21 protein-coding genes are annotated in these 21,403 nt (G+C 51.6%); 16 read left to right on the top strand and 5 right to left on the bottom strand.

Annotated elements, in window-relative coordinates; all coding sequences use genetic code 11:
• Positions 1-97 precede the first annotated feature (97 nt).
• Positions 98-736: an RpiB/LacA/LacB family sugar-phosphate isomerase gene (locus tag SOM82_RS12470; protein ID WP_154125819.1), complete on the top strand. Its 639-nt coding sequence runs from the start codon at positions 98-100 to the stop codon at positions 734-736.
• Between the two features lie 50 nt (positions 737-786).
• Here SOM82_RS12470 and SOM82_RS12465 read toward each other — a convergent pair whose 3' ends face one another.
• Positions 787-2,205: an MFS transporter gene (locus tag SOM82_RS12465; protein ID WP_320461629.1), complete on the bottom strand. Its 1,419-nt coding sequence runs from the start codon at positions 2,203-2,205 to the stop codon at positions 787-789.
• 213 nt (positions 2,206-2,418) lie between these two features.
• On the opposite strand from SOM82_RS12465, the gene azuC reads away from it, so the two are divergent.
• Both azuC and SOM82_RS12455 read left to right on the top strand, forming a co-directional pair.
• Positions 2,419-2,502, top strand: a complete 84-nt coding sequence (gene azuC / locus SOM82_RS12460) for a stress response protein AzuC (RefSeq protein ID WP_154125957.1) — start codon at positions 2,419-2,421, stop codon at positions 2,500-2,502.
• A gap of 108 nt (positions 2,503-2,610) precedes the next feature.
• Complete coding sequence (locus SOM82_RS12455) at positions 2,611-2,862, top strand: DUF2766 family protein (RefSeq protein ID WP_015959482.1); 252 nt, start codon at positions 2,611-2,613, stop codon at positions 2,860-2,862.
• A gap of 80 nt (positions 2,863-2,942) precedes the next feature.
• Here the strand turns inward: SOM82_RS12455 and SOM82_RS12450 are convergent, their stop codons facing one another.
• Together SOM82_RS12450 and SOM82_RS12445 are read right to left on the bottom strand one after the other, a co-directional pair.
• Positions 2,943-4,286: an anaerobic C4-dicarboxylate transporter gene (locus SOM82_RS12450; protein ID WP_154125816.1), complete on the bottom strand. Its 1,344-nt coding sequence runs from the start codon at positions 4,284-4,286 to the stop codon at positions 2,943-2,945.
• A 169-nt stretch (positions 4,287-4,455) separates the two neighbouring features.
• Positions 4,456-4,959, bottom strand: coding sequence for a non-heme ferritin-like protein (locus SOM82_RS12445; protein WP_154125815.1), 504 nt, complete (start codon positions 4,957-4,959; stop codon positions 4,456-4,458).
• 441 nt (positions 4,960-5,400) lie between these two features.
• Between SOM82_RS12445 and SOM82_RS12440 the strand changes: the two genes are divergently transcribed.
• From SOM82_RS12440 to otsA, 6 genes are all read left to right on the top strand, one after another.
• Entirely contained in the window at positions 5,401-5,958 is a 558-nt protein-coding gene (locus SOM82_RS12440; protein ID WP_320461635.1) for a DJ-1 family glyoxalase III, read from the top strand.
• A 315-nt stretch (positions 5,959-6,273) separates the two neighbouring features.
• Entirely contained in the window at positions 6,274-7,263 is a 990-nt protein-coding gene (araF, locus tag SOM82_RS12435; protein WP_154125814.1) for an arabinose ABC transporter substrate-binding protein AraF, read from the top strand.
• Between the two features lie 66 nt (positions 7,264-7,329).
• A complete protein-coding gene (gene araG / locus SOM82_RS12430) occupies positions 7,330-8,844 on the top strand; it encodes an L-arabinose ABC transporter ATP-binding protein AraG (protein ID WP_320461628.1) in 1,515 nt (504 codons plus the stop codon).
• 14 nt (positions 8,845-8,858) lie between these two features.
• Complete coding sequence (gene araH / locus SOM82_RS12425; RefSeq protein WP_320461627.1) at positions 8,859-9,839, top strand: L-arabinose ABC transporter permease AraH; 981 nt, start codon at positions 8,859-8,861, stop codon at positions 9,837-9,839.
• Between the two features lie 176 nt (positions 9,840-10,015).
• Positions 10,016-10,822, top strand: a complete 807-nt coding sequence (gene otsB / locus SOM82_RS12420) for a trehalose-phosphatase (RefSeq protein ID WP_320461626.1) — start codon at positions 10,016-10,018, stop codon at positions 10,820-10,822.
• The gene (gene otsA, locus SOM82_RS12415) at positions 10,797-12,221 is read left to right on the top strand and encodes an alpha,alpha-trehalose-phosphate synthase (RefSeq protein ID WP_154125811.1); all 1,425 of its coding nucleotides are present in this window, start codon (positions 10,797-10,799) and stop codon (positions 12,219-12,221) included. Before otsB ends, otsA begins: the two co-directional genes overlap by 26 nt.
• Before the next feature lie 18 nt (positions 12,222-12,239).
• On the opposite strand, the gene uspC is transcribed toward otsA, so the two are convergent.
• Entirely contained in the window at positions 12,240-12,665 is a 426-nt protein-coding gene (gene uspC, locus SOM82_RS12410; RefSeq protein WP_154125810.1) for a universal stress protein UspC, read from the bottom strand.
• Positions 12,666-13,458: 793 nt separating this feature from the next.
• Between uspC and flhD the strand changes: the two genes are divergently transcribed.
• The 7 genes from flhD (at position 13,459) to SOM82_RS12375 (ending at position 19,734) form a co-directional block, all read left to right on the top strand.
• The gene (gene flhD, locus SOM82_RS12405; RefSeq protein WP_320461625.1) at positions 13,459-13,809 is read left to right on the top strand and encodes a flagellar transcriptional regulator FlhD; all 351 of its coding nucleotides are present in this window, start codon (positions 13,459-13,461) and stop codon (positions 13,807-13,809) included.
• A 2-nt stretch (positions 13,810-13,811) separates the two neighbouring features.
• Complete coding sequence (flhC, locus tag SOM82_RS12400) at positions 13,812-14,390, top strand: flagellar transcriptional regulator FlhC (protein ID WP_320461624.1); 579 nt, start codon at positions 13,812-13,814, stop codon at positions 14,388-14,390.
• Positions 14,391-14,513: 123 nt separating this feature from the next.
• Positions 14,514-15,401, top strand: coding sequence for a flagellar motor stator protein MotA (motA, locus tag SOM82_RS12395; RefSeq protein ID WP_320461623.1), 888 nt, complete (start codon positions 14,514-14,516; stop codon positions 15,399-15,401).
• The gene (motB, locus tag SOM82_RS12390) at positions 15,398-16,327 is read left to right on the top strand and encodes a flagellar motor protein MotB (RefSeq protein ID WP_320461622.1); all 930 of its coding nucleotides are present in this window, start codon (positions 15,398-15,400) and stop codon (positions 16,325-16,327) included. Before motA ends, motB begins: the two co-directional genes overlap by 4 nt.
• 4 nt (positions 16,328-16,331) lie before the next feature.
• Positions 16,332-18,368 carry a chemotaxis protein CheA gene (gene cheA, locus SOM82_RS12385; protein WP_320461621.1) on the top strand — a complete coding sequence of 679 codons (2,037 nt, stop codon included), beginning with the start codon at positions 16,332-16,334 and terminating at the stop codon, positions 18,366-18,368.
• A gap of 20 nt (positions 18,369-18,388) precedes the next feature.
• Positions 18,389-18,892 carry a chemotaxis protein CheW gene (gene cheW, locus SOM82_RS12380; RefSeq protein WP_095282421.1) on the top strand — a complete coding sequence of 168 codons (504 nt, stop codon included), beginning with the start codon at positions 18,389-18,391 and terminating at the stop codon, positions 18,890-18,892.
• A gap of 419 nt (positions 18,893-19,311) precedes the next feature.
• Positions 19,312-19,734 (top strand): hypothetical protein, encoded by a 423-nt coding sequence (locus tag SOM82_RS12375; RefSeq protein WP_320461620.1) that lies wholly within the window; start codon positions 19,312-19,314, stop codon positions 19,732-19,734.
• A gap of 115 nt (positions 19,735-19,849) precedes the next feature.
• Here SOM82_RS12375 and SOM82_RS12370 read toward each other — a convergent pair whose 3' ends face one another.
• Complete coding sequence (locus SOM82_RS12370; RefSeq protein ID WP_320461619.1) at positions 19,850-21,109, bottom strand: dicarboxylate/amino acid:cation symporter; 1,260 nt, start codon at positions 21,107-21,109, stop codon at positions 19,850-19,852.
• Positions 21,110-21,403 lie beyond the last annotated feature (294 nt).

The raw sequence follows: 21,403 nt of genomic DNA, 5'->3' as shown, positions 1-21,403 counted from the left end.
TTTTCAGTAAATTTGAAAGTATGTTTGCATGATAGTAAGGTTGAGTCGATTAGCTATCTGTGGCGGGAAAACCCGCAACGCATTCAGGAGATGAAGAATGAAAATTGCACTGATGATGGAAAACAGCCAGGCAGGCAAAAACGCCACTATCCTCAATGAATTGAAATCCGTTGTCGATGAGAAAGGCTTCCCGGTCTACAACGTCGGGATGAGTGATGAGAACGATCACCACCTGACCTACATCCATCTGGGTATCATGGCCAGCATTCTGTTGAATTCTAAGTCGGTTGACTTTGTGGTGACCGGTTGCGGTACTGGCCAGGGCGCGCTGATGTCTCTGAACATCCACCCGGGCGTGATCTGCGGTTACTGTATCGACCCGGCAGATGCGTTCCTGTTTGCCCAAATCAACAACGGCAACGCGCTCTCTCTGCCATTTGCTAAAGGATTTGGTTGGGGCGCGGAGCTGAACGTTCGCTTTATCTTTGAAAAAGCGTTCACCGGCCGCAAAGGCGAAGGTTATCCGCCAGAGCGTAAAGAGCCACAGGTCCGTAACGCGGGCATCCTGAACCAGGTTAAAGCCGCTGTGGTGAAAGAGAACTATCTGGATACTCTGCGCGCCATCGATCCGGAACTGGTGAAAACAGCCGTTTCTGGTCAGCGCTTCCAGCAGTGCTTCTTTGAAAACTGCCAGGACAAAGAGATTGAAGCCTTTGTTCGCGGTATCGTAGGTTAATCCAACGCCACCCAAAGACCCCAATCAAAAGCCAGCTATGCTGGCTTTTTTTATGACTTGTTCGACACGGCACTTCCCGCATCTTTTGACAGCCGTAGAGTGTCAAACATGCCCACCAGGCAGATCAACGCGATGGCGACAAAGGCCAGGCGGAAACTCATCCCAGGAATGGCGGCGATATTTAGCGCATCACTCACCTTTTCACCGATACGAATCCCAATCGCTCCAAGTGTAATTCCCAGCCCTACCGCCAGCTGCGTCGCGGTTGAAAACAGCGTATTCGCATAGCTCATCTGCGCAGAGGGCACATCGGCAAAGGCCAGCGTGCTGACGGCGGTAAACTGGATGGAACGAAAAACCCCACCGAGATAGAGAATCAGCATTATCAGCCAGACCGGCGTGTCAGGCGTGATGAGTGCGCAGGCGAGCAAAGACAAAACGTTTAATGCGCCATTGATCAGCAATAATTTCCTGAATCCCAGGCGGCGTATGAGCGGTGTGGTCGCGGGTTTGATGGTCAGATTGCCGACAAACACGGCCAGCACCAGCAGACCGGAGTGAAAGGCATCCATGCCAAAACCCACCTGGAACATCAGCGGCAGCAAGAAAGGGACGGCGCTGATTGAGGCGCGAAACAACGAGCCGCCGTACATGGTCACGCGAAATGTCGGGACCTGCAGCGCGTCGAGACGGATCATCGGCCACTCGGCGCGTTGAAAATGACGCAGAGCATAAATTAACGCCATAGCTCCCGCCGCCAGAAGCGCGACGAGCAGCAGACCTTCCGTCTGCCGGGCTCCCATCGTCTCCATCGCATACACCAGGCAGACCATGGCAATGGTGGTGGCGATAAACCCCGGCATATCAAAAGGACGCCGCGCATCTTCATGGAGGTCAGGAATGATACGTAGCGCCAGAATAATCGCGATAATGCCCAGGGGAACATTGATAAAGAATATCCAGCGCCAGTCAGCGTAGCTGGTGATAAACCCCCCGAGTGGCGGACCGATAATCGGGGCAACCAGCGCAGGCCACGTTAAGGTCGCGATAGCGGTAATCAGCTGATGTTTTGGCGTGGTGCGAAGCACCGCCAGACGCCCGACGGGAACCATCAGCGCACCGCCCATACCCTGAAGCACACGCATGGCGACAAACTGATCGACCGTGGTGGAAATACCGCAGAATACCGACGCCAGCGTGAAAATGGCCAGCGCAATAGCAAAGACTTTACGCGCGCCAAAACGATCGGCAATCCAGCCACTGGCGGGAATTAACACTGCCAGTGTGATCAGGTAGGCGCTGATGCCTATGTTCAGGTCAACCGCCTGCACGCCAAAACTTTTCGCCATCTCCGGAAGCGCCGTGGCAATCACGGTTCCGTCGAGAAACTCCATAAAGAACGCCCCGGCAACTAACAGCGCCGCAGGTGACAGCCCGCGACTCTCCTTTCCGGTGATGTTTTCAGCCATTTTTATCCTGCCATATCAAAAAATTTTATAAAAATTTACTGGAACTTATAAGTGCCTAAGCCACGGATTTATCGTTGTTTTCTGTAACAAATCAGCAGCATCTCGGTTCTTTTGTATGTGACTTGCATCACATAACCGTTGATTTTTGTGATGGTGGTCATATTATATGCGCATAGACAATAACACCTGCATAACACGTTACCGGAGCATCAAATGAAACTGCGCAAAATCCTGAAAAGCATGTGGGAAAACTACTGCAATACATTTAAAGACGTCCCGCCAGGCGCAATGTTCTGATGGAAAAACCTGCTTCGGCAGGTTTTTTTATGCCTGCGAACGACGTGAGGGAAGATGAAAGGGCTGTGGTTTTGCTACTATGGCGGTCTTTTAATTAAGGAGCAGCCTATGTCTCAAAATCTGAGCGCCGATCAGGAACTGGTTTCTGACGTCGTCGCATGCCAGTTGGTTATCAAACAGATCCTGGATGTGTTAGACATTATTGCGCCGATCGAAGTGCGCGAAAAAATGTCTACCCAACTGAAAAACATCGATTTCACCAGCCATCCTGCTGCAGCGGATCCGGTTACGCTTCGTGCGATTCAAAAAGCCATCGCGCTTATCGAACTGAAATTCACACCGCAGGGTGAGTCTCACTAAAATAAACCGATGTTTCGAAATTAGAAACTGTTTTTGATAATATGCTGACGGGCGACAGAGTGTGTCGCCCTGTGGGCGGGTCAGAAGAAGGTTTGCACCAGCAGATAACTTGCCGCGCAGGCGCAGCTCACGCCAATAAGCCCCGGCAAAATGAAGCTGTGATTGATAATAAATTTGCCGATACGCGTGGTGCCTGAACGGTCAAAGCCGATACAGGCCAGGTCGCTGGGATAGGTCGGCAGCACGAAGTAACCATAAGAGGCCGGGAAAAAGGCAATCAGCATTTTCGGCTCAATACCCAGCATTAATCCCATAGGCGCAACGGCTGTCAGCGCCGCCGCCTGGCTGTTTACCAGCTTTGAAACCAGGAACAATACGATGGCATAGGTCCAGGGGTGACTTTTGACCACGCCTTCCAGCGCCATTTTCAGCTCGTCGAGATGCGCCTGAAAAAACGTATCACTCATCCAGGCAACGCCAAACACTGAAAAGATAGCCACCATGCCGGCTTTAAACACGGCACCACTGGAAATCGCAGAAGCATTGACCTTACAGGCAATCAGCATCACCGCCCCGGCAATCAGCATCATCATCTGAATCACCAGGTTCATCGACAGCGCCGTCATTTTACCTTTTATTTCGAACGCTGGTCGCAGATCGGGTAAGGCGCCCAGCAAGACTACCACCGCGATGCCGGCAAAGAAAATCCACGTTGACCAGTACGCCTCTTTTGGGAAGCGTTGGTTCATGAGCGTTTCGGTGCTGCCGTAAATAAATTCACGCTGTTTCGGATCGTTGAGCTTTTCCTGAAATTCAGCGTCATCGGCCAAATCTTTCCCCCGGCGTAAGCTCCATAGTGCGGCAACCATCACTCCAAAGAGCGACGCAGGTACTGAAATCGCTAAAATCTCGAGAATGCCCCAGGCCTGGCCGATCCCGTGCTGTGCCCCAATAATGGAAACCAGCGAGACCACGGCGACAGAGACCGGTGACGCGGTGATCGCCATTTGAGACGCTATCGACGCTACCGCCATCGGTCGCTCGGGACGAATGCCTTTCTTGAGCGCAATATCGGCGATAATCGGAAACATGGTGTAAACCACATGACCCGTTCCGCATAAGAAGGTCAGCATCCACGTGGTGAAGGGAGCCAGCAGGGTAATATGTTGCGGGTGGCGTCTGAGTAAGCGTTCAGCAAACTGCATCATCACATTCAGGCCGCCAGCCGTTTGTAGCGTTGCGGCACAGCCGATCACGGCCAGGATGGTCAGCATGACATCGACGGGCGGTTTCCCTGGCTGCAGGCCAAAAACAAAACTTAAAATGAACAGGCCGATACCGCTTATCAACCCCAGTCCCATGCCGCCGAACCGCGTTCCGACCAGCAGACAGGCAATGATGACAATAAACTCAATGGTGATCATGAAACCCTCGTCATTAATAATGAAATGAATTAAATCATTTCACTTTGTGTGGTTAACGATTGGGAGCCAGATCGAATTTGTAAAAATATAATAAAAGCAAAGAGTTGGTAACGATAATTTAACATGAAAAGGGTGATGGCCTGCAAAACGGGTTAAGCAGGCCGACCAATTAGTGATGCTGGTAATTTACCAGATTCAGTAGATGCTGATCGGTCTGCTCAAGACACATCCCGGCCCGCCTGGCGTGACGAACTTCTTCAAGAATAGTTTGCAGCAACACGCCGTCTTGCTGCTGCTCCTTTCCTATATCCTGTAAGAAATCGAGGGTGGTTTCATCTTTCAGGGCTTTGGCCTCACTGGCGAGGGTGTTCAGCATGGTCAGGCGCTGCTTGTACTCGTCGAGCGTTTTTTGGAAAAGCTCTTCAAGTGAAGAACAGGTTTCATCCTCCATTTCGAGGGCCTTAACGATTGGATTCGCGCCGGATTTTTTCATAAATTCGAAGACGCGCATCATTTGCGTAATGTTGCTTTGAGCTTGTGTACGCAGGAAAGTGGCGGTTCCATTGAGGCGGTGCTCTGAACACCAGTCGCTGAGGTGGAGATAGAGATTAGAGGCATTAAACTCAAGATTCATTTGCGTGTTGAGTTTTTGAATCATTCCAGAAGTAGTCATTATTATATCCTTATTTCGGGGCGGGATGATTAACCTCAGAATAGGACTGTTTGCGGCGTACTGAATGTGATCAACGATTCATTTCCGTTTATACATATCTTTCGGGAACACAAAGGAATAATTGAATCATTCACCGCGACTACATTGTAATGCTGGGTGATAATACCCACCCGGAATCAGTTTGATCAGCGGTAGTTAGTGAAGGTGTGTATTTAACTTACTGATTATTCACTTCTTTTTTATTTATTACATTAATAATTTAATCTGCGCTAAACAAATTAAAAATTTTTAATAGTCAGCATGATTCATCAAATCAGAATGAAATTCTGCCATCAGTCATTTTTTAAAATGACAAAATTGTGATCCAGTCGCAACTTCACTCCAGGTCTTTTTGTGAAAATGAAACGATGTTTTAAGTGTCGTTCATTTATGGGGAACATGATGACTAAAGTGGCGGTGTTGTTAGCACCCGGATTTGAAGAAGCAGAAGCCATTATCACCATTGATATTCTGCGTCGTATGCATATTGAGGTGGAAATGCTGGCCTGCGCAGAGTCGCGGGCGGTCGTGAGCTACCATAATATTCCAATGGTGGCCGACAGTACGCTGACTGAGCGTCTTGATACGCTTTACGATGCGGTTGTGCTGCCGGGAGGGCCTCAGGGTAGCGTGAATCTGGCGGCCAACAAAGATGTCATCCGCTTTGTGACTGCTCACGACGAGGCGGGAAAACTGATATGCCCTATTTGTTCTGCGGCGGCCCGCGTGTTGGGTGGCAATGGCCTGCTGAAAGGGCGTCGCTATGTCTGCTCCGGTGAGTTATGGGAGTCGGTGCAAGGGGGGGAGTATGTCGATGCGCCGGTGGTAGAAGATCAAAATCTCCTTAGCGGGAAAGGTCTTGGCCACGCGTTTGATTTTGCCCTGACTCTCGCGGCGCGTTTGCTTGGCGACGAAGCGCCGGTTCGCGAACATGCCGAACACATCTATTACCCGTGGTAATGGTTTGCCGGACGTGAAAGCGTCCGGTTTCCAGGGACTTCTTTGCTGACCTCATGGATAATCCTGCTTCACCCGCCTCTATTTGTCCGACAATACCCGTCTGATTTATGTCATTTATCGCTGAATCTATGTACGCAATTACTGTAATTCTGCGGTGTGATGGCGCTCTCTTATGGATGATTAATTTCCCGCTAAAACTATCTCCAGCACTATCGCTTATTACATGGTGAGCGCTAATGCCTTGTTTTAAGTCTGATTCTCTTAAAAGCACTTAACGATACCCTACATAAAAGAATGCTAAAGCTGGAGTGAACCATGCACAAATTTACTAAAACGCTGGCGGCCATCGGTCTGGCTGCGGTTATGTCACAATCCGCTATCGCAGAGAATTTAAAGCTCGGTTTTCTGGTCAAACAGCCTGAAGAACCCTGGTTCCAGACCGAGTGGAAATTCGCGGATAAAGCCGGGAAAGATCTTGGTTTCGATGTCATTAAAATTGCGGTTCCGGATGGTGAGAAAACCTTAAACGCGATTGATAGCCTGGCAGCCAGTGGTGCAAAAGGCTTCGTGATTTGTACGCCGGATCCGAAGCTGGGCTCCGCTATTGTGGCAAAAGCCCGCGGCTATGGCATGAAGGTCATCGCGGTTGACGATCAGTTCGTCAACGCCAAAGGCAAACCGATGGACACCGTTCCATTGGTCATGATGGCGGCCACCAAAATCGGTGAACGCCAGGGCCAGGAACTTTATAAAGAGATGCAAAAACGCGGCTGGGACGTGAAAGAGACTGCGGTTATGGCGATCACCGCGGATGAACTTGATACCGCACGCCGTCGTACCTCTGGCTCCATGGATGCCCTGAAAGCAGCAGGATTCCCGGAAAAACAGATCTACAAAGTCCCCACCAAATCCAACGATATTCCGGGCGCCTTTGATGCAGCGAACTCCATGCTGGTTCAGCATCCGGAAGTGAAACACTGGCTGGTGGTCGGGATGAACGATAACACCGTGCTGGGCGGCGTACGCGCCACAGAAGGCCAGGGCTTTAAAGCCGCTGACGTGATTGGCGTGGGGATTAATGGCGTCGATGCGGTAAGCGAACTGTCTAAAGCGCAGGCGACCGGCTTCTACGGATCGCTGCTGCCAAGCCCGGACGTACACGGCTATAAATCAAGCGAAATGCTCTATAACTGGGTCACCAAAGACGCAGAGCCGCCGAAATTTACCGAAGTCACCGATGTAGTGCTGATTACCCGCGACAACTTCAAAGAGGAGTTAGCCAAGAAGGGCCTGGGCGGGAAGTAATTTGTTGTGATTGCGCCCCTCGTCATCGAGGGGCCAGACGTACACTACTGGAATCACGGAGACGTTATGCAACAGTCTGACCCGTATCTCTCTTTTCGCGGCATCGGTAAAACATTTCCCGGTGTTAACGCGCTGACCGATATCAGTTTCGACTGCTATCCCGGCCAGATCCACGCTCTGATGGGGGAGAACGGCGCGGGAAAATCCACGTTGTTAAAAATCCTCAGCGGGAACTATGCCCCCACTACCGGTTCGCTTGTTATTCGCGGCGAAGAGGTCACTTTTGCCGATACCACCGCAGCGCTGAATGCCGGGGTCGCCATTATTTACCAGGAACTGCATCTGGTGCCGGAGATGACCGTCGCGGAAAATATTTACCTCGGGCAACTCCCGCATAAAAGCGGTTTCGTGAATCGCTCACTGCTGAATTATGAGGCGGGCCTGCAGCTGAAACATCTCGGGCTGGATATCGATCCGCAAACGCCGCTCAAATATCTCTCCATCGGCCAGTGGCAAATGGTGGAAATCGCCAAGGCGCTGGCGCGAAACGCCAAAATCATCGCCTTTGACGAACCCACAAGTTCGCTGTCGGCAAGAGAAATCGACAATCTGTTCCGGGTGATCCGCGAACTGCGTAAAGAAGGGCGCATCATTTTATACGTCTCACACCGTATGGAAGAGATCTTTGCCCTTAGCGATGCCATCACCGTCTTTAAAGATGGTCGTTACGTGCGCACGTTTACGGATATGCAGCAGGTCAATCATGACCAGCTGGTACAGGCGATGGTCGGGCGGGAGTTGGGCGATATCTATCACTGGCAGCCAAGACAGTACGGAACCGAACGGCTGCGGCTGGAAGGGGTTAAAGCGCCAGGCGTGCGCATGCCGATCAGTCTGACGGTGCGCAGCGGCGAGATCGTCGGACTTTTCGGGCTGGTGGGGGCAGGGCGCAGCGAACTGATGAAAGGGCTGTTTGGTGGCACGCGCATCACCGCAGGCCAGATTTATATTGATGACCAGGCGGTGGATATTCGTAAGCCGGCACACGCTATCCGGGCGGGCATGATGTTGTGTCCTGAAGACCGAAAAGCGGACGGGATCATCCCGGTTCACTCTGTGCGGGACAACATTAATATCTCCGCGCGTCGTAAATTTATTCGCGCCGGATGCCTGATTAACGACAGCTGGGAGACGAATAACGCGGATCACCATATTCGCTCTCTGAACATCAAAACCCCCGGAGCCGAGCAGCTGATTATGAATCTTTCCGGCGGCAACCAGCAAAAGGCGATCCTTGGCCGCTGGCTGTCGGAGGAGATGAAAGTCATTTTACTCGATGAGCCGACGCGCGGAATCGACGTCGGAGCCAAGCATGAAATCTACAACGTCATTTATGAGCTGGCAAAACGCGGCGTGGCGGTGTTGTTTGCCTCAAGCGATTTGCCCGAAGTGCTGGGCGTAGCCGATCGCATTGTGGTGATGCGTGAAGGTGATATTGCGGGTGAACTACACCATGAACAGGCGAATGAACAACAGGCGTTGAGTCTCGCCATGCCGAAAGTCAGCCAGGCTGTCGCCTGATTAAGGAGTTAACGATGTCATCTGTTTCTACATCCCGGGCGCCGAAATCGGCTTTTAGTCTCGGGCGCATCTGGGATCAATACGGCATGCTGGTCGTGTTTGCCGTCCTGTTTCTGGGGTGCGCGATATTCGTGCCTAATTTCGCCAGCTTCGTGAACATGAAAGGGCTGGGGCTGGCCATTTCCATGTCCGGAATGGTGGCCTGCGGGATGCTGTTCTGCCTGGCCTCCGGCGATTTTGACCTCTCAGTGGCGTCGGTGATTGCCTGCGCGGGAGTCACTACCGCCGTGGTCATCAACCTGACAGAAAGCCTGTGGATTGGGGTTTTCGCTGGTTTGATGCTGGGTATGCTCAGCGGGCTGGTGAATGGCTTTGTGATTGCGCGCCTGAAGATTAACGCGCTGATTACCACGCTTGCCACGATGCAGATTGTGCGCGGCCTGGCCTATATCATTTCCGACGGTAAAGCGGTGGGTATTGAAGATGAACGTTTCTTCACGCTCGGCTACGCCAACTGGTTGGGTCTGCCGGCGCCAATCTGGCTGACGGTGGGTTGCCTGATCATTTTCGGTTTCCTGCTCAACAGAACCACGTTTGGGCGAAATACGCTGGCCATTGGCGGGAATGAAGAGGCTGCCCGTCTGGCGGGTGTGCCGGTGGTGCGCACCAAAATTATTATCTTCGTGCTGTCCGGTCTGGTGTCGGCTGCGGCGGGGATTATTCTCGCATCGCGAATGACCAGCGGCCAGCCGATGACTTCGATTGGTTACGAGCTGATTGTCATCTCCGCCTGCGTTTTAGGCGGGGTTTCCCTCAAGGGCGGCATCGGAAAAATCTCATATGTGGTGGCGGGTATCCTGATCCTCGGCACGGTTGAAAACGCGATGAACCTGCTGAATATCTCCCCGTTTTCTCAGTACGTGGTGCGTGGCCTGATCCTGCTGGCAGCCGTGATATTCGACCGTTACAAGCAAAAAGCGAAGCGCACCGTCTAACGCTTTTCTCTTCTTCAGGCGACCCAACTTTTAAGCTTAGTCGCATCTCCTTACTGCCCGCCAGCTACGCTGGTGGGCGTTTTGCTAAATGGCGAGCAGCGTCACACTGTCTATACTTACATGGCTACTGAGATGTAAACCGTTTCCACATCTCGTAAACCGTAAGGAGGACAAGGGTGGCAGATACGTTAACCGCACCGCCTGCACTGACCGGAGAATGTGCATTCTTTTTTGATCTCGACGGAACGCTCGCCGAGATCAAACCTCATCCTGATCAGGTGGTTTTACCCGCAACCATTCTCCGGGTTTTGCATCAACTTTCGCAGAGCAGCCAGGGAGCACTGGCATTGATATCAGGGCGCTCAATGGCCGAGCTTGATGAGCTGGCCAGACCTTATCGCTTTCCGCTTGCCGGCGTGCACGGTGCGGAGCGCCGCGACATCCATGGCAACGCGCATATTGTTTCACTCCCCGCGCCGTTAATTCAGACGCTGCAGGCGAAGCTGACGACAGCGCTGGCTCATCTGCCGGGGGCAGAGCTGGAAGCAAAAGGGATGGCTTTTGCGCTTCACTACAGACAAGCCCCGGAGCATGAGAAGGCCGTCATCGCGCTGGCAACATCGGTTGTTGAGGCGAACGACAGGTTGGCCATACAGCCGGGCAAATGCGTGGTGGAAATCAAACCGCGTGGAATTAATAAAGGAGAAGCCATCAAGGCATTTATGGCCGAGGCGCCATTTAAGGGCAGAATTCCGGTATTTGTGGGTGATGACCTCACCGATGAAAGCGGTTTTAGCGCCGTAAATCAGGCAAACGGGGTATCAGTAAAAGTTGGACAAGGTGAAACCAGTGCCAGGTGGCGACTGGATAATGTCGCCAGCGTCTGGCAATGGGTAACTGAAGTCGCTAACCAGCAACAAGAAGAAAAAATAGCGGATGAGAACAGGAGAAAACATTATGGGTCGCTTAGTCGTAGTCTCTAATCGTATCGCGCCACCGGACGATAAAAAATCCAGCGCAGGTGGCCTGGCGGTGGGGATATTGGGTGCCTTAAAAACAGCAGGCGGTTTATGGTTTGGCTGGAGTGGCGAAGTGGGTGATGAGGATCAGCCGCTGAAAAAGGTCACCCGGGGCAATATCACCTGGGCATCGTTTAATCTCGGCGAAAAGGATTATGAAGAGTACTACTCTCAGTTTTCCAACGCCGTACTGTGGCCTGCTTTCCACTATCGTCTTGACCTGGTTAAATTCCAGCGCGATTCGTGGGATGGCTACCAGCGAGTCAACGCCCTGCTGGCGGATAAACTGCTGCCATTAATCGAGGAAGACGATATTTTATGGATCCACGATTATCACCTGCTGCCATTTGCCAGCGAGCTGAGAAAACGCGGGGTCAATAACCGAATCGGCTTCTTCCTGCATATCCCGTTCCCGACGCCGGAAATCTTCACCGCATTGCCGCCGCACGAAGAGTTACTCGAAGGTCTGTGTGATTACGACTTACTCGGTTTCCAGACTGAAAACGACCGCCTGGCATTTCTCGACAGCATCTCTGGTAAAACGCGCCTGACAACGCGGAGCGGGAAATCCCATACCGCGTGGGGGAAAACATTTGAAACCGAAGTGTATCCCATCGGTATCGAACCGGACGAGATCGCCGCCGACGCTTCAGGGCCGCTGCCCACCAAGCTGGCACAGCTCAAAAATGAGCTGAAGAACGTCAAAAATATCTTTTCGGTAGAGCGTCTGGATTATTCCAAAGGCCTGCCAGAGCGCTTCCAGGCTTACGAGAGATTGCTGGAAAACTTCCCTCAGCATCATGGCAAAATTCGTTACACCCAGATTGCGCCAACTTCCCGTGGTGAAGTCCAGGCCTATCAGGATATCCGCCATCAGTTAGAAACAGAGGCCGGGCGAATCAACGGGCGTTATGGTCAGTTGGGCTGGACCCCGCTCTATTACCTGAACCAGCACTTCGATCGTAAAGTCCTGATGAAGGTATTCCGCTACGCCGAAGTCGGGCTGGTGACGCCACTGCGCGACGGGATGAATCTGGTGGCCAAAGAGTATGTTGCGGCGCAGGATCCGAAAGATCCCGGCGTGCTGGTGCTGTCACAATTCGCGGGCGCAGCCAATGAACTGACTTCCGCGCTGATCGTCAATCCTTACGACAGTGATGATGTGGCGAACGCCCTGGATCGTGCGCTGACAATGCCTCTCACGGAGCGTATTTCACGTCATGCCGAGATGATGCAGGTCATTCGCAAAAACGATATTAACCACTGGCAAGAGAGTTTTATTCGCGATCTTGAACGGATAACGCCCCGAAGCAAGGAGAGCAACCTGCAAAAAAAGGTCGCAACCTTCCCTAAGCTTGCCTGAATCACCCCCTCGGTGGCGCTAGCTGCCGAGGGGAACCAGCAACACATCGACCTGGCTCGACCCGACGATCGCTTTCGCTGAACACGCCGCGCGTGAGAAGAAGCTTTGGTTATGGTTGCCGCAAATCACCAGGTCGATGTGCTCTTTACGGCAAATATCCAAAATATGCTCGCTGAGTTCGCCGGTAGCGATAAACGTTCTGGCGATGGGGTAGCGGGCCTTTCCTTCCAGTTCATGCAGAAATTGCTGCGTTTCTTCCTGTAACAGACCCCGAATGTCCTCCAGCATTGGCGCGGCCAGCTGGTTATACATTTCGGGTTCGGCGGCAAGTGTAATCAAACTCACCCGGGCGTTGAGCGGTTGCGCGATAGAGACCGCCCGCGCGACAAGCTGATGGCTTTCTGGTGAAACTGCCACAGAAACAAGAATATGAGAGTAACTCATCACTCACTCCTCACATGACCAGAAAAAGAGTATTCATCACCATTAGCGCGATTTCTCCCGCTTCGCAAGGGGACAATACGGCATTGGTGTGACGCTTATCATAATTATTCATTAATTATTCTTATAAAAAGAATAGTGGCATAACTGCGCTCGGCATTGGAAATGAGGAACTTAACTTAAATTGCACAAACCTCATCACCAGGCGCTAAATCCTTGTAACCGGTTTTCTACATCAGAGTGATGATCACGCAGTGAAATCAAATTAACTGAATTCATGGTTAACATATTGTTTTATATGTGTATTATTATTTTGTTTCTAACACAGAAATGCGATATTAACCGCTAATAGAGTAAGGGTAAGCCTCGGGCAAAATCCGTGCCCAAAAGAATGCCTCTTCTGCATGAGTATTCGTTCATTAAGAATATAAAAGTATGCGAGGTGAGCATAAAATGAGCAAATTACAAGTTGCGCTGATGGATTTATCGGTCGTTTTCACTCAAATTATGTGACGTGGATCACATTTTTTTCAAATTTCGGCATGGGCTGGATTGTATGTCGGAATACTGACGAGTAGAGTTGCCTCGAATTAGGAAAAATCTTAGTTATTTGTAAGAAATGATAAAACATGTAAGCGAAATCTCCTTCTAAAACGCCCCATGTTTTGTCTTGTCTCACCCTTAATTCAACTATGCATTTTCGCCTTTTCTTTTTTTTACCGGGGTTTTCCCGGCGACATCACGGGGTGCGGTCTGACCGCATAAAAATAATAGTTGGTTATTCTGGATGGGAAAAATGCATACATCCGAGATGCTGAAACATGTCTATGACATCAATTTGTCATATTTATTACTTGCCCAACGTTTGATCAGTCAGGACAAAGCGTCCGCTATGTTCCGCCTTGGTATCAGTGAAGAAATGGCCACAACACTGGGGGGATTAACACTCCCGCAGATGGTCAAACTGGCGGAAACCAATCAACTGGTGTGTCAATTCCGTTTCGACAGCCACCAGACGATTACGCGTCTGACTCAGGACTCTCGCGTTGACGATCTGCAACAGATCCACACCGGAATTTTGCTTTCAACCCGCCTCCTCACCGAAATCAGCCAGCCTGACGACGTGGCCCGTAAGAAAAGGGCATAACGATGAGCGAAAAAAGCATTGTTCAGGAAGCTCGCGACATTCAGTTGGCAATGGAACTGATCACGTTGGGCGCTCGCTTACAAATGCTGGAAAGCGAGACTCAACTGAGCCGCGGTCGACTTATCAAGTTATACAAAGAATTACGCGGTAGCCCGCCGCCGAAAGGCATGCTGCCGTTTTCAACAGACTGGTTTATGACCTGGGAACAAAACATCCATGCCTCGATGTTTTGTAACGCCTGGCAGTATCTGCTTAAAACCGGTTTGTGTAGCGGCGTCGATGCCGTCATCAAAGCTTACAAACTTTACCTTGAACAATGTCCGCAGCCTGAGGAAGGACCTCTGTTGGCGCTGACGCGTGCATGGACCCTGGTGCGTTTCGTTGAAAGCGGCCTGTTACAATTGTCGCGCTGTAGCTGCTGCGACGGCAACTTTATCACCCATGCTCATCAGCCTGCAGGCAGCTTTGCCTGTAGTTTATGTCAGCCGCCATCGCGAGCGGTAAAAAGACGTAAACTTTCCCCGGAAGCTGCCGATATTAATCCACAACTGCTGGATGAACAGATCGAACAAGCTGTTTAACCCGAACGTATGGGCAAGATTCCAGCAGCGGTAAGCCATTACCGCTGCTTTTTTTTACCCTGCGATCCGGTTATCCACCCGAACTGAACATCCTGCCATAGTCACTAGCGGAAGGATGATGTCGTGCTTATCTTATTAGGTTACCTGGTTGTTATCGGTACAGTTTTCGGCGGTTATATGATGACCGGCGGGCACCTGGGAGCACTCTATCAACCCGCTGAACTGATTATCATCGGCGGCGCAGGGATAGGTGCTTTTATCGTTGGCAACAACGGTAAATCAATTAAGGGAACGCTCAAAGCAATCCCATTACTGTTTCGTCGTTCGAAATATACCAAAAGCATGTATATGGATTTGCTCGCGTTGCTCTATCGCCTGATGGCGAAGTCGCGCCAGCAGGGCATGTTCTCGCTGGAAAGGGATATTGAAAACCCGAAAGAGAGCGAAATTTTCGCCAGCTATCCACGTATTCTCGCCGACGCGATGATGCTGGATTTTATTGTCGATTATCTGCGTCTGATCATCAGCGGCAACATGAATACCTTCGAAATTGAAGCGTTGATGGACGAAGAGATCGAAACGCACGAAAGCGAATCCGAAGTCCCGGCTAACAGTCTGTCGCTGGTGGGCGATTCATTACCCGCTTTCGGTATCGTGGCGGCGGTGATGGGTGTGGTACACGCGCTGGCATCCGCTGACCGTCCGGCGGCAGAACTGGGGGCATTGATTGCCCATGCAATGGTGGGGACCTTCCTCGGTATTCTTTTGGCCTACGGATTTATTTCACCGCTGGCAAGCGTGCTGCGACAGAAGAGTGCCGAAACCACCAAGATGATGCAGTGCGTGAAAATTACGCTGCTCTCGAATCTGAACGGTTACGCACCGCCAATCGCGGTGGAGTTCGGGCGTAAAACGCTGTATTCCAGCGAACGTCCGTCGTTTATCGAACTTGAAGAGCACGTGCGCGCTGTCAAAAACCCAAACCAACAGACGACGACTGAGGACGCATGAAAAATCAGTCCCATCCCATCGTCATAGTTAAAAAACGCAAACACAAATCCCATGGAGGCGGATCCCATGGCTCGTGGAAAATCGCGTATGCGGACTTTATGACCGCGATGATGGCGTTTTTCCTGGTGATGTGGCTGATTTCCATCTCCAGCCCCAAGGAGCTGATTCAGATTGCGGAGTATTTCAGAACCCCGCTGGCAACGGCGGTCACGGGCGGACAGCGTATTTCTAGCAGCGACAGTCCGATCCCCGGTGGCGGTGATGATTTCACCCAGCAGAAGGGTGAAGTAAAAAAAGAACCGAATATTGATGAGCTGAAAAAGCGGATGGAGCAGGCGCGGCTCAAAAAACTGCGGGGCGACCTTGACCAGTTGATTGAGGCTGACCCGAAACTGCGCGCGCTGCGTCCGCATCTGAAAATCGATCTGGTGCAGGAAGGTCTGCGTATCCAGATTATTGATAGCCAGAATCGTCCAATGTTTAAAAACGGGAGTGCTGAAGTAGAGCCTTACATGCGCGATATTTTGCGCGGTATCGCACCGGTGCTGAACGGTATCCCAAACCGGATCAGCCTCTCCGGTCATACGGATGACTATCCGTATGCCAACGGTGAGAAAGGCTACAGCAACTGGGAACTCTCTGCCGATCGTGCCAATGCCTCGCGTCGCGAGCTGGTGGTCGGTGGGCTTGATGAGGGCAAAGTCCTGCGCGTCGTCGGCATGGCCGCCACCATGCGGGTGACCGACCGCGGACCGGAAGATGCCATCAACCGTCGTATCAGTCTTTTAGTGCTCAATCAGCAGGCGGAGCAGACCATTCTGCACGAAAACGCCGAGAGTCAGAGTGAGTCACTGGACGATTTAAAACAGCCTGGGGCAGTTCCTTCGGCTGCCGTTCCAACATCGCCACCAGCCAATCCGAGGTGATAGCGTGAGCATGGATATTAGCGATTTTTACCAGACATTTTTTGATGAAGCCGACGAGTTGTTGGCTGATATGGAGCAACATCTGCTGGATTTAGTGCCTGAAGCACCGGATTCAGAACAGCTTAATGCCATTTTCCGTGCGGCACATTCCATTAAAGGGGGCGCCGGAACGTTTGGTTTTACCATTCTGCAGGAAACGACCCATTTAATGGAAAACCTGCTGGATGAAGCTCGTCGCGGTGAGATGCAGCTCAACACCGACATTATTAACCTGTTTTTGGAAACCAAAGATATTATGCAGGAACAGCTCGACGCCTATAAAAGCTCGCAAGAGCCGGATGCTGCCAGCTTCGAATATATCTGCAACGCGCTGCGTCAGCTCGCGCTCGAAGCAAAAGGTGAAGTCGCTACACCGGCTGTTAATGCAGCAAAATTAAGCGTGGTAGATGCGCTTGCGCCGGAAGAGGCGGCCGCACCGGCAGCAGAACAAAAGCTGCGGGTAGTGCTTTCTCGTCTGAAAGAGAGCGAAGTCAATCTGCTGGAAGAAGAGCTGGGCAATCTGGCGACGCTGAGCAATGTGGTGAAGGGCAAAGATAGCCTCGCCGCCACGATTGACGGCGGTATTGGCCAGGATGATATCGTTGCGGTGCTCTGTTTTGTTATCGAAGCCGATCAGATCGCGTTCGAAACCGAAGTGCCTCAGGAAGCCCCGGCTGAAGTGGCTGAGATCGTTGCTGCGCCAGAAGTTGCAGCGCCTGTCGTCGTCGCAACCGCTCCGGCACTGAAAGCCGTTCCCAACGAAAACGCCGCGCCAAATCGCGCTGAACGCGAAAAACCTGCCGCCCGTTCCAGCGAATCAACCAGCATCCGCGTGGCGGTTGAGAAGGTCGATCAGCTGATTAACCTGGTCGGCGAACTGGTGATCACCCAGTCGATGCTGGCGCAACGTTCGAATGAGCTGGATCCGGTCACGCACGGCGATCTGATTACCAGTATGGGTCAGTTACAACGTAACGCCCGCGATCTGCAGGAATCGGTGATGTCCATCCGTATGATGCCGATGGAATATGTGTTCAGCCGCTTCCCGCGTCTGGTACGCGATCTGGCCAGTAAACTGAATAAGCAAATTGAGCTGACGCAGCTGGGCAGCTCGACGGAGCTGGATAAGAGCCTGATTGAGCGCATTATCGATCCGTTAACGCACCTGGTGCGTAACAGTCTCGACCACGGTATCGAGTCTCCGGAAAATCGAATCGCAGCGGGCAAGTCGCCTGTCGGCAATCTGATTCTGTCTGCAGAACATCAGGGCGGTAATATCTGCATCGAAGTGACGGACGACGGTGCGGGTCTGAATCGCGAACGCATCCTGGCGAAAGCACTGTCGCAGGGCATGCAGGTGAACGAGAACATGACCGATGAAGAAGTCGGGATGCTGATCTTCGCCCCAGGTTTCTCGACTGCCGAGCAGGTAACTGATGTGTCGGGTCGTGGCGTGGGCATGGACGTGGTAAAACGTAACATCCAGGAGATGGGCGGCCACGTTGAGATCAAATCGAAGCAGGGGGCGGGCACCACTATCCGTATCCTGTTGCCGCTGACGCTGGCGATCCTCGACGGTATGTCGGTGAAAGTTGCCGATGAGGTCTTTATTCTGCCACTGAATGCGGTGATGGAATCCCTGCAGCCGCGCGATGAAGATTTACATCCGCTGGCGGGTGGCGAGCGCGTGCTGGAAGTGCGTGGCGAATATCTGCCGCTGGTGGAGCTGTGGAAAGTGTTTGAAGTCGACGGAGCAAAAACCGAAGCGACTCAGGGTATTGTGGTCATTCTGCAAAGCGCCGGCCGCCGCTATGCGCTGCTGGTCGATCAGCTGATTGGTCAGCACCAGGTGGTGGTGAAAAACCTCGAAAGCAACTACCGCAAAGTGCCGGGAATTTCAGCTGCCACCATCCTTGGCGATGGCAGCGTCGCTCTGATCGTCGACGTGTCGGCGCTTCAGGGTTTAAATCGTGAACAACGTGTGGCGTACACAGCCGCCTGATTAGTTAAGAAGGTAAAAACATGACCGGTATGAGTAATGTAACGAAACTGGCCGGCGAGCCATCAGGGCAGGAATTCCTGGTTTTCACTTTAGGCGATGAAGAATACGGCATCGATATTCTTAAAGTGCAGGAGATTCGCGGCTACGATCAGGTGACTCGCATTGCCAACACGCCTTCCTTTATTAAGGGTGTGACCAACCTGCGTGGGGTAATTGTCCCTATCGTCGATCTGCGCGTGAAGTTCAGCCAGGGTGACGTGGAATATAACGACAATACCGTGGTTATCGTCCTGAACCTGGGTCAACGCGTGGTGGGCATTGTGGTGGATGGCGTTTCTGATGTACTGTCCCTGACCGCCGACCAGATTCGTCCGGCGCCGGAATTCGCCGTGACGCTGTCGACTGAATATCTGACCGGCCTGGGCGCGCTGGGCGATCGTATGCTGATTCTGGTGAATATCGAAAAACTGCTGAACAGCGATGAGATGGCGCTGCTGGATATCGCGGCAAGCCACGTAGCGTAACGCCGTTGATAACGGTTGAGATAAAAAAGGAAGGCTAACAGCCTTCCTTTTTTTATATCGAAAGCCTCCGCGCCAGGCTGGAGTACGTAAAGCTTTAAGAACGGAGTCCACGGTCATCCCATCCTTTCACCCTGCGTGAACTATCCCGAAAGTACAATCCTGTGCTGACCTTACTATTGTGCTTTTGGTTATCGCGTCATAGCACCAGCTCATAAAAGTCACTAAAAGTAGGTCTGATTTTTGAACCGGGGAGTAAAATTCGACCAGCACAAGGCAGTCTATTTTCAAATAAAAGGAAAGGAGATTAAGGATGAGTATCAGGAACGATATTATCGACGGGCGCCAAAGCCATCTTAAATATGGCCTTATCTATACTGAAGTTCTTGGATGGATTGATCCCGGACCTGACAAATTCTCCCATGCGTAAGTCTCATAGGGTGTTTGGTACTGCCATCATCGTTGTTGTTGGAGGGCTTATCTGTGCCTGGCCGTGGGTCAAAATGGAGTTCGCCAGTAGCGCTCATTACACCGAGCAGGATAAACGGGAATATGAATTTTATACGCCTGATATTCTGAGAAACATGCCGCGAATTTCTACCCGGTATTCCTTTGATTTTGCAAATATCACAGGGCCTGCGACACATGTATACGCGGTGAAATTTTACGGTACGCAGGATACCCGAAAAATAGACAATTATCTGATGTCCAAAGGATACAAGCGGGGTAAATGTGACTTTGATTCAGTGTGCTGGCGTAGCGCAGATCCTGCGGAATCCATCTATGTTGGTACGTTGAAGGGTGAGAAAACGGTCATCGTGCAGGTTGTTTATCACTTCACGTAATCAGCGAGGGGAATAACCACCAGAGCCGAGGTGTCAGCCCTGGTGGTTTACAATGCGACATGCGGATAAATGCCGCCTGTCGCATTGTGTCGACTGCTTTCTTCAGGACTACAATTTACGCTACCTGCTCTACCAGCTCCGGCTCTTCTTCCAGCAATCCTTCGTTTTGCGCCAGCATTGCGGTGGCAATTCCGTTACCCAGCACGTTAATCGCTGAACGGCCCATATCGAGGAAGTGGTCAATACCCATCAGCAGCAGGATCCCGGCGACAGGAATATGGAAACTCGGGATGGTTGCCGCCAGCACCACCAGTGCGGAACGGGGTACGCCAGCAATACCTTTGGAAGCCAGCATCAGCGTCAGCATCAGCACGGTCACTTCGGCAAAACTCAGCTGGATATTGTACGCCTGCGCGATAAACATCGACGCAAAGGAACAATAGACCATCGATCCCACCAGGTTAAAGGAGTAACCGATTGGGAGCACAAAAGAGACGATATTGCGCGAACAGCCGAAACGGGTGAGCTGCTCCAGCGTTTTTGGGTAGGCGGCCTCTGAACTGCTGGTGGTAAAGGCAACCAGCACCGGATCTTTCAGCATCCCCACCAGGCGGAAGACCTCATTTTTCAGCACCATGTAGCCCACGGCCAGCAGAACCAGACAGGTGAGCAGAATGGCGACGTAGTATCCGCCAATAAAGGAGGCATAGTTCAGGAGAATTCCCAGCCCCTGGGTGGCAATGACCGAAGAGATGGCCGCGAAGATCGCCAGCGGTGCAACGTACATCACATACCCTGTAACTTTCAGCATGATGTGGGAGACCACATCCAGCGCCGCAACGAGAGGGGCGTTGAATTTTTCCCCTAAAGAGGCGCCGCCAATACCGAAGAACATGGAGAACACGACAATCTGCAGAATTTCGTTATTCGCCATCGCCCCGGCAATGCTGGTCGGGATGGTGTGCGACAGGAAGCCTTTCAGCGACATTCCGCCCACAGCAAGTCCGGTATCGACAGACTCCACCGGGATCGCCAGATTCAGGCCTGCACCGGGTTGTTCCAGCGTGACAATGAATAATCCCACCAGAATCGAAAGCACGGAGGAGCTGATAAACCAGACCATGGCCTTGCCGCCGACGCGGCCAATGGTTGAGGTCTCGCCGAGTTTCATAATGCCGACTGTCAGCGTGCTAAAGACCAACGGGGCGATGACCATTTTGATCAGCCGGAGGAAAATATCGGTGAGAAGGGTGATGTTGTCTGCCCATGCTGCTATCGCGTTGGCCGACGCGTATTCATGAATAACGGCCCCTGAAAGAATACCCGCCAGCATGAAAATCACGATGAAGAGCGTGAGTTTGTTTGCACTTGCCACGAAAAAAGACCCTCTGTTATGCGCTTTAGTGTTCACCCGCGCGCTGAGTTATATTGTTTTTTTATTTCAGCGCACCAATGCATTCACCACATAAATTGAAGTAAAGAGACGGCTTATTCAACAAATTTTTAAGTATTATTAATTTAGTTGTTCAGAAAGGGCCGATATATTGTGACGCTTATCACGTTGTTATGAATATATCCTCTATGTGATATTTTTATGTAGCTTGTTAAATTATGTAACATATTGTTTGTTATGATAATAAGTCGTCAATACGGCAAACGTATTAGACTC

Origin of the sequence: Lelliottia sp. CFBP8978, from assembly GCF_034046055.2 — a bacterium.
GTDB lineage: Bacteria > Pseudomonadota > Gammaproteobacteria > Enterobacterales > Enterobacteriaceae > Enterobacter.
Note: the sequence above shows the minus strand (reverse complement) of the source record. Positions and strands in the feature narration are given on the sequence as shown.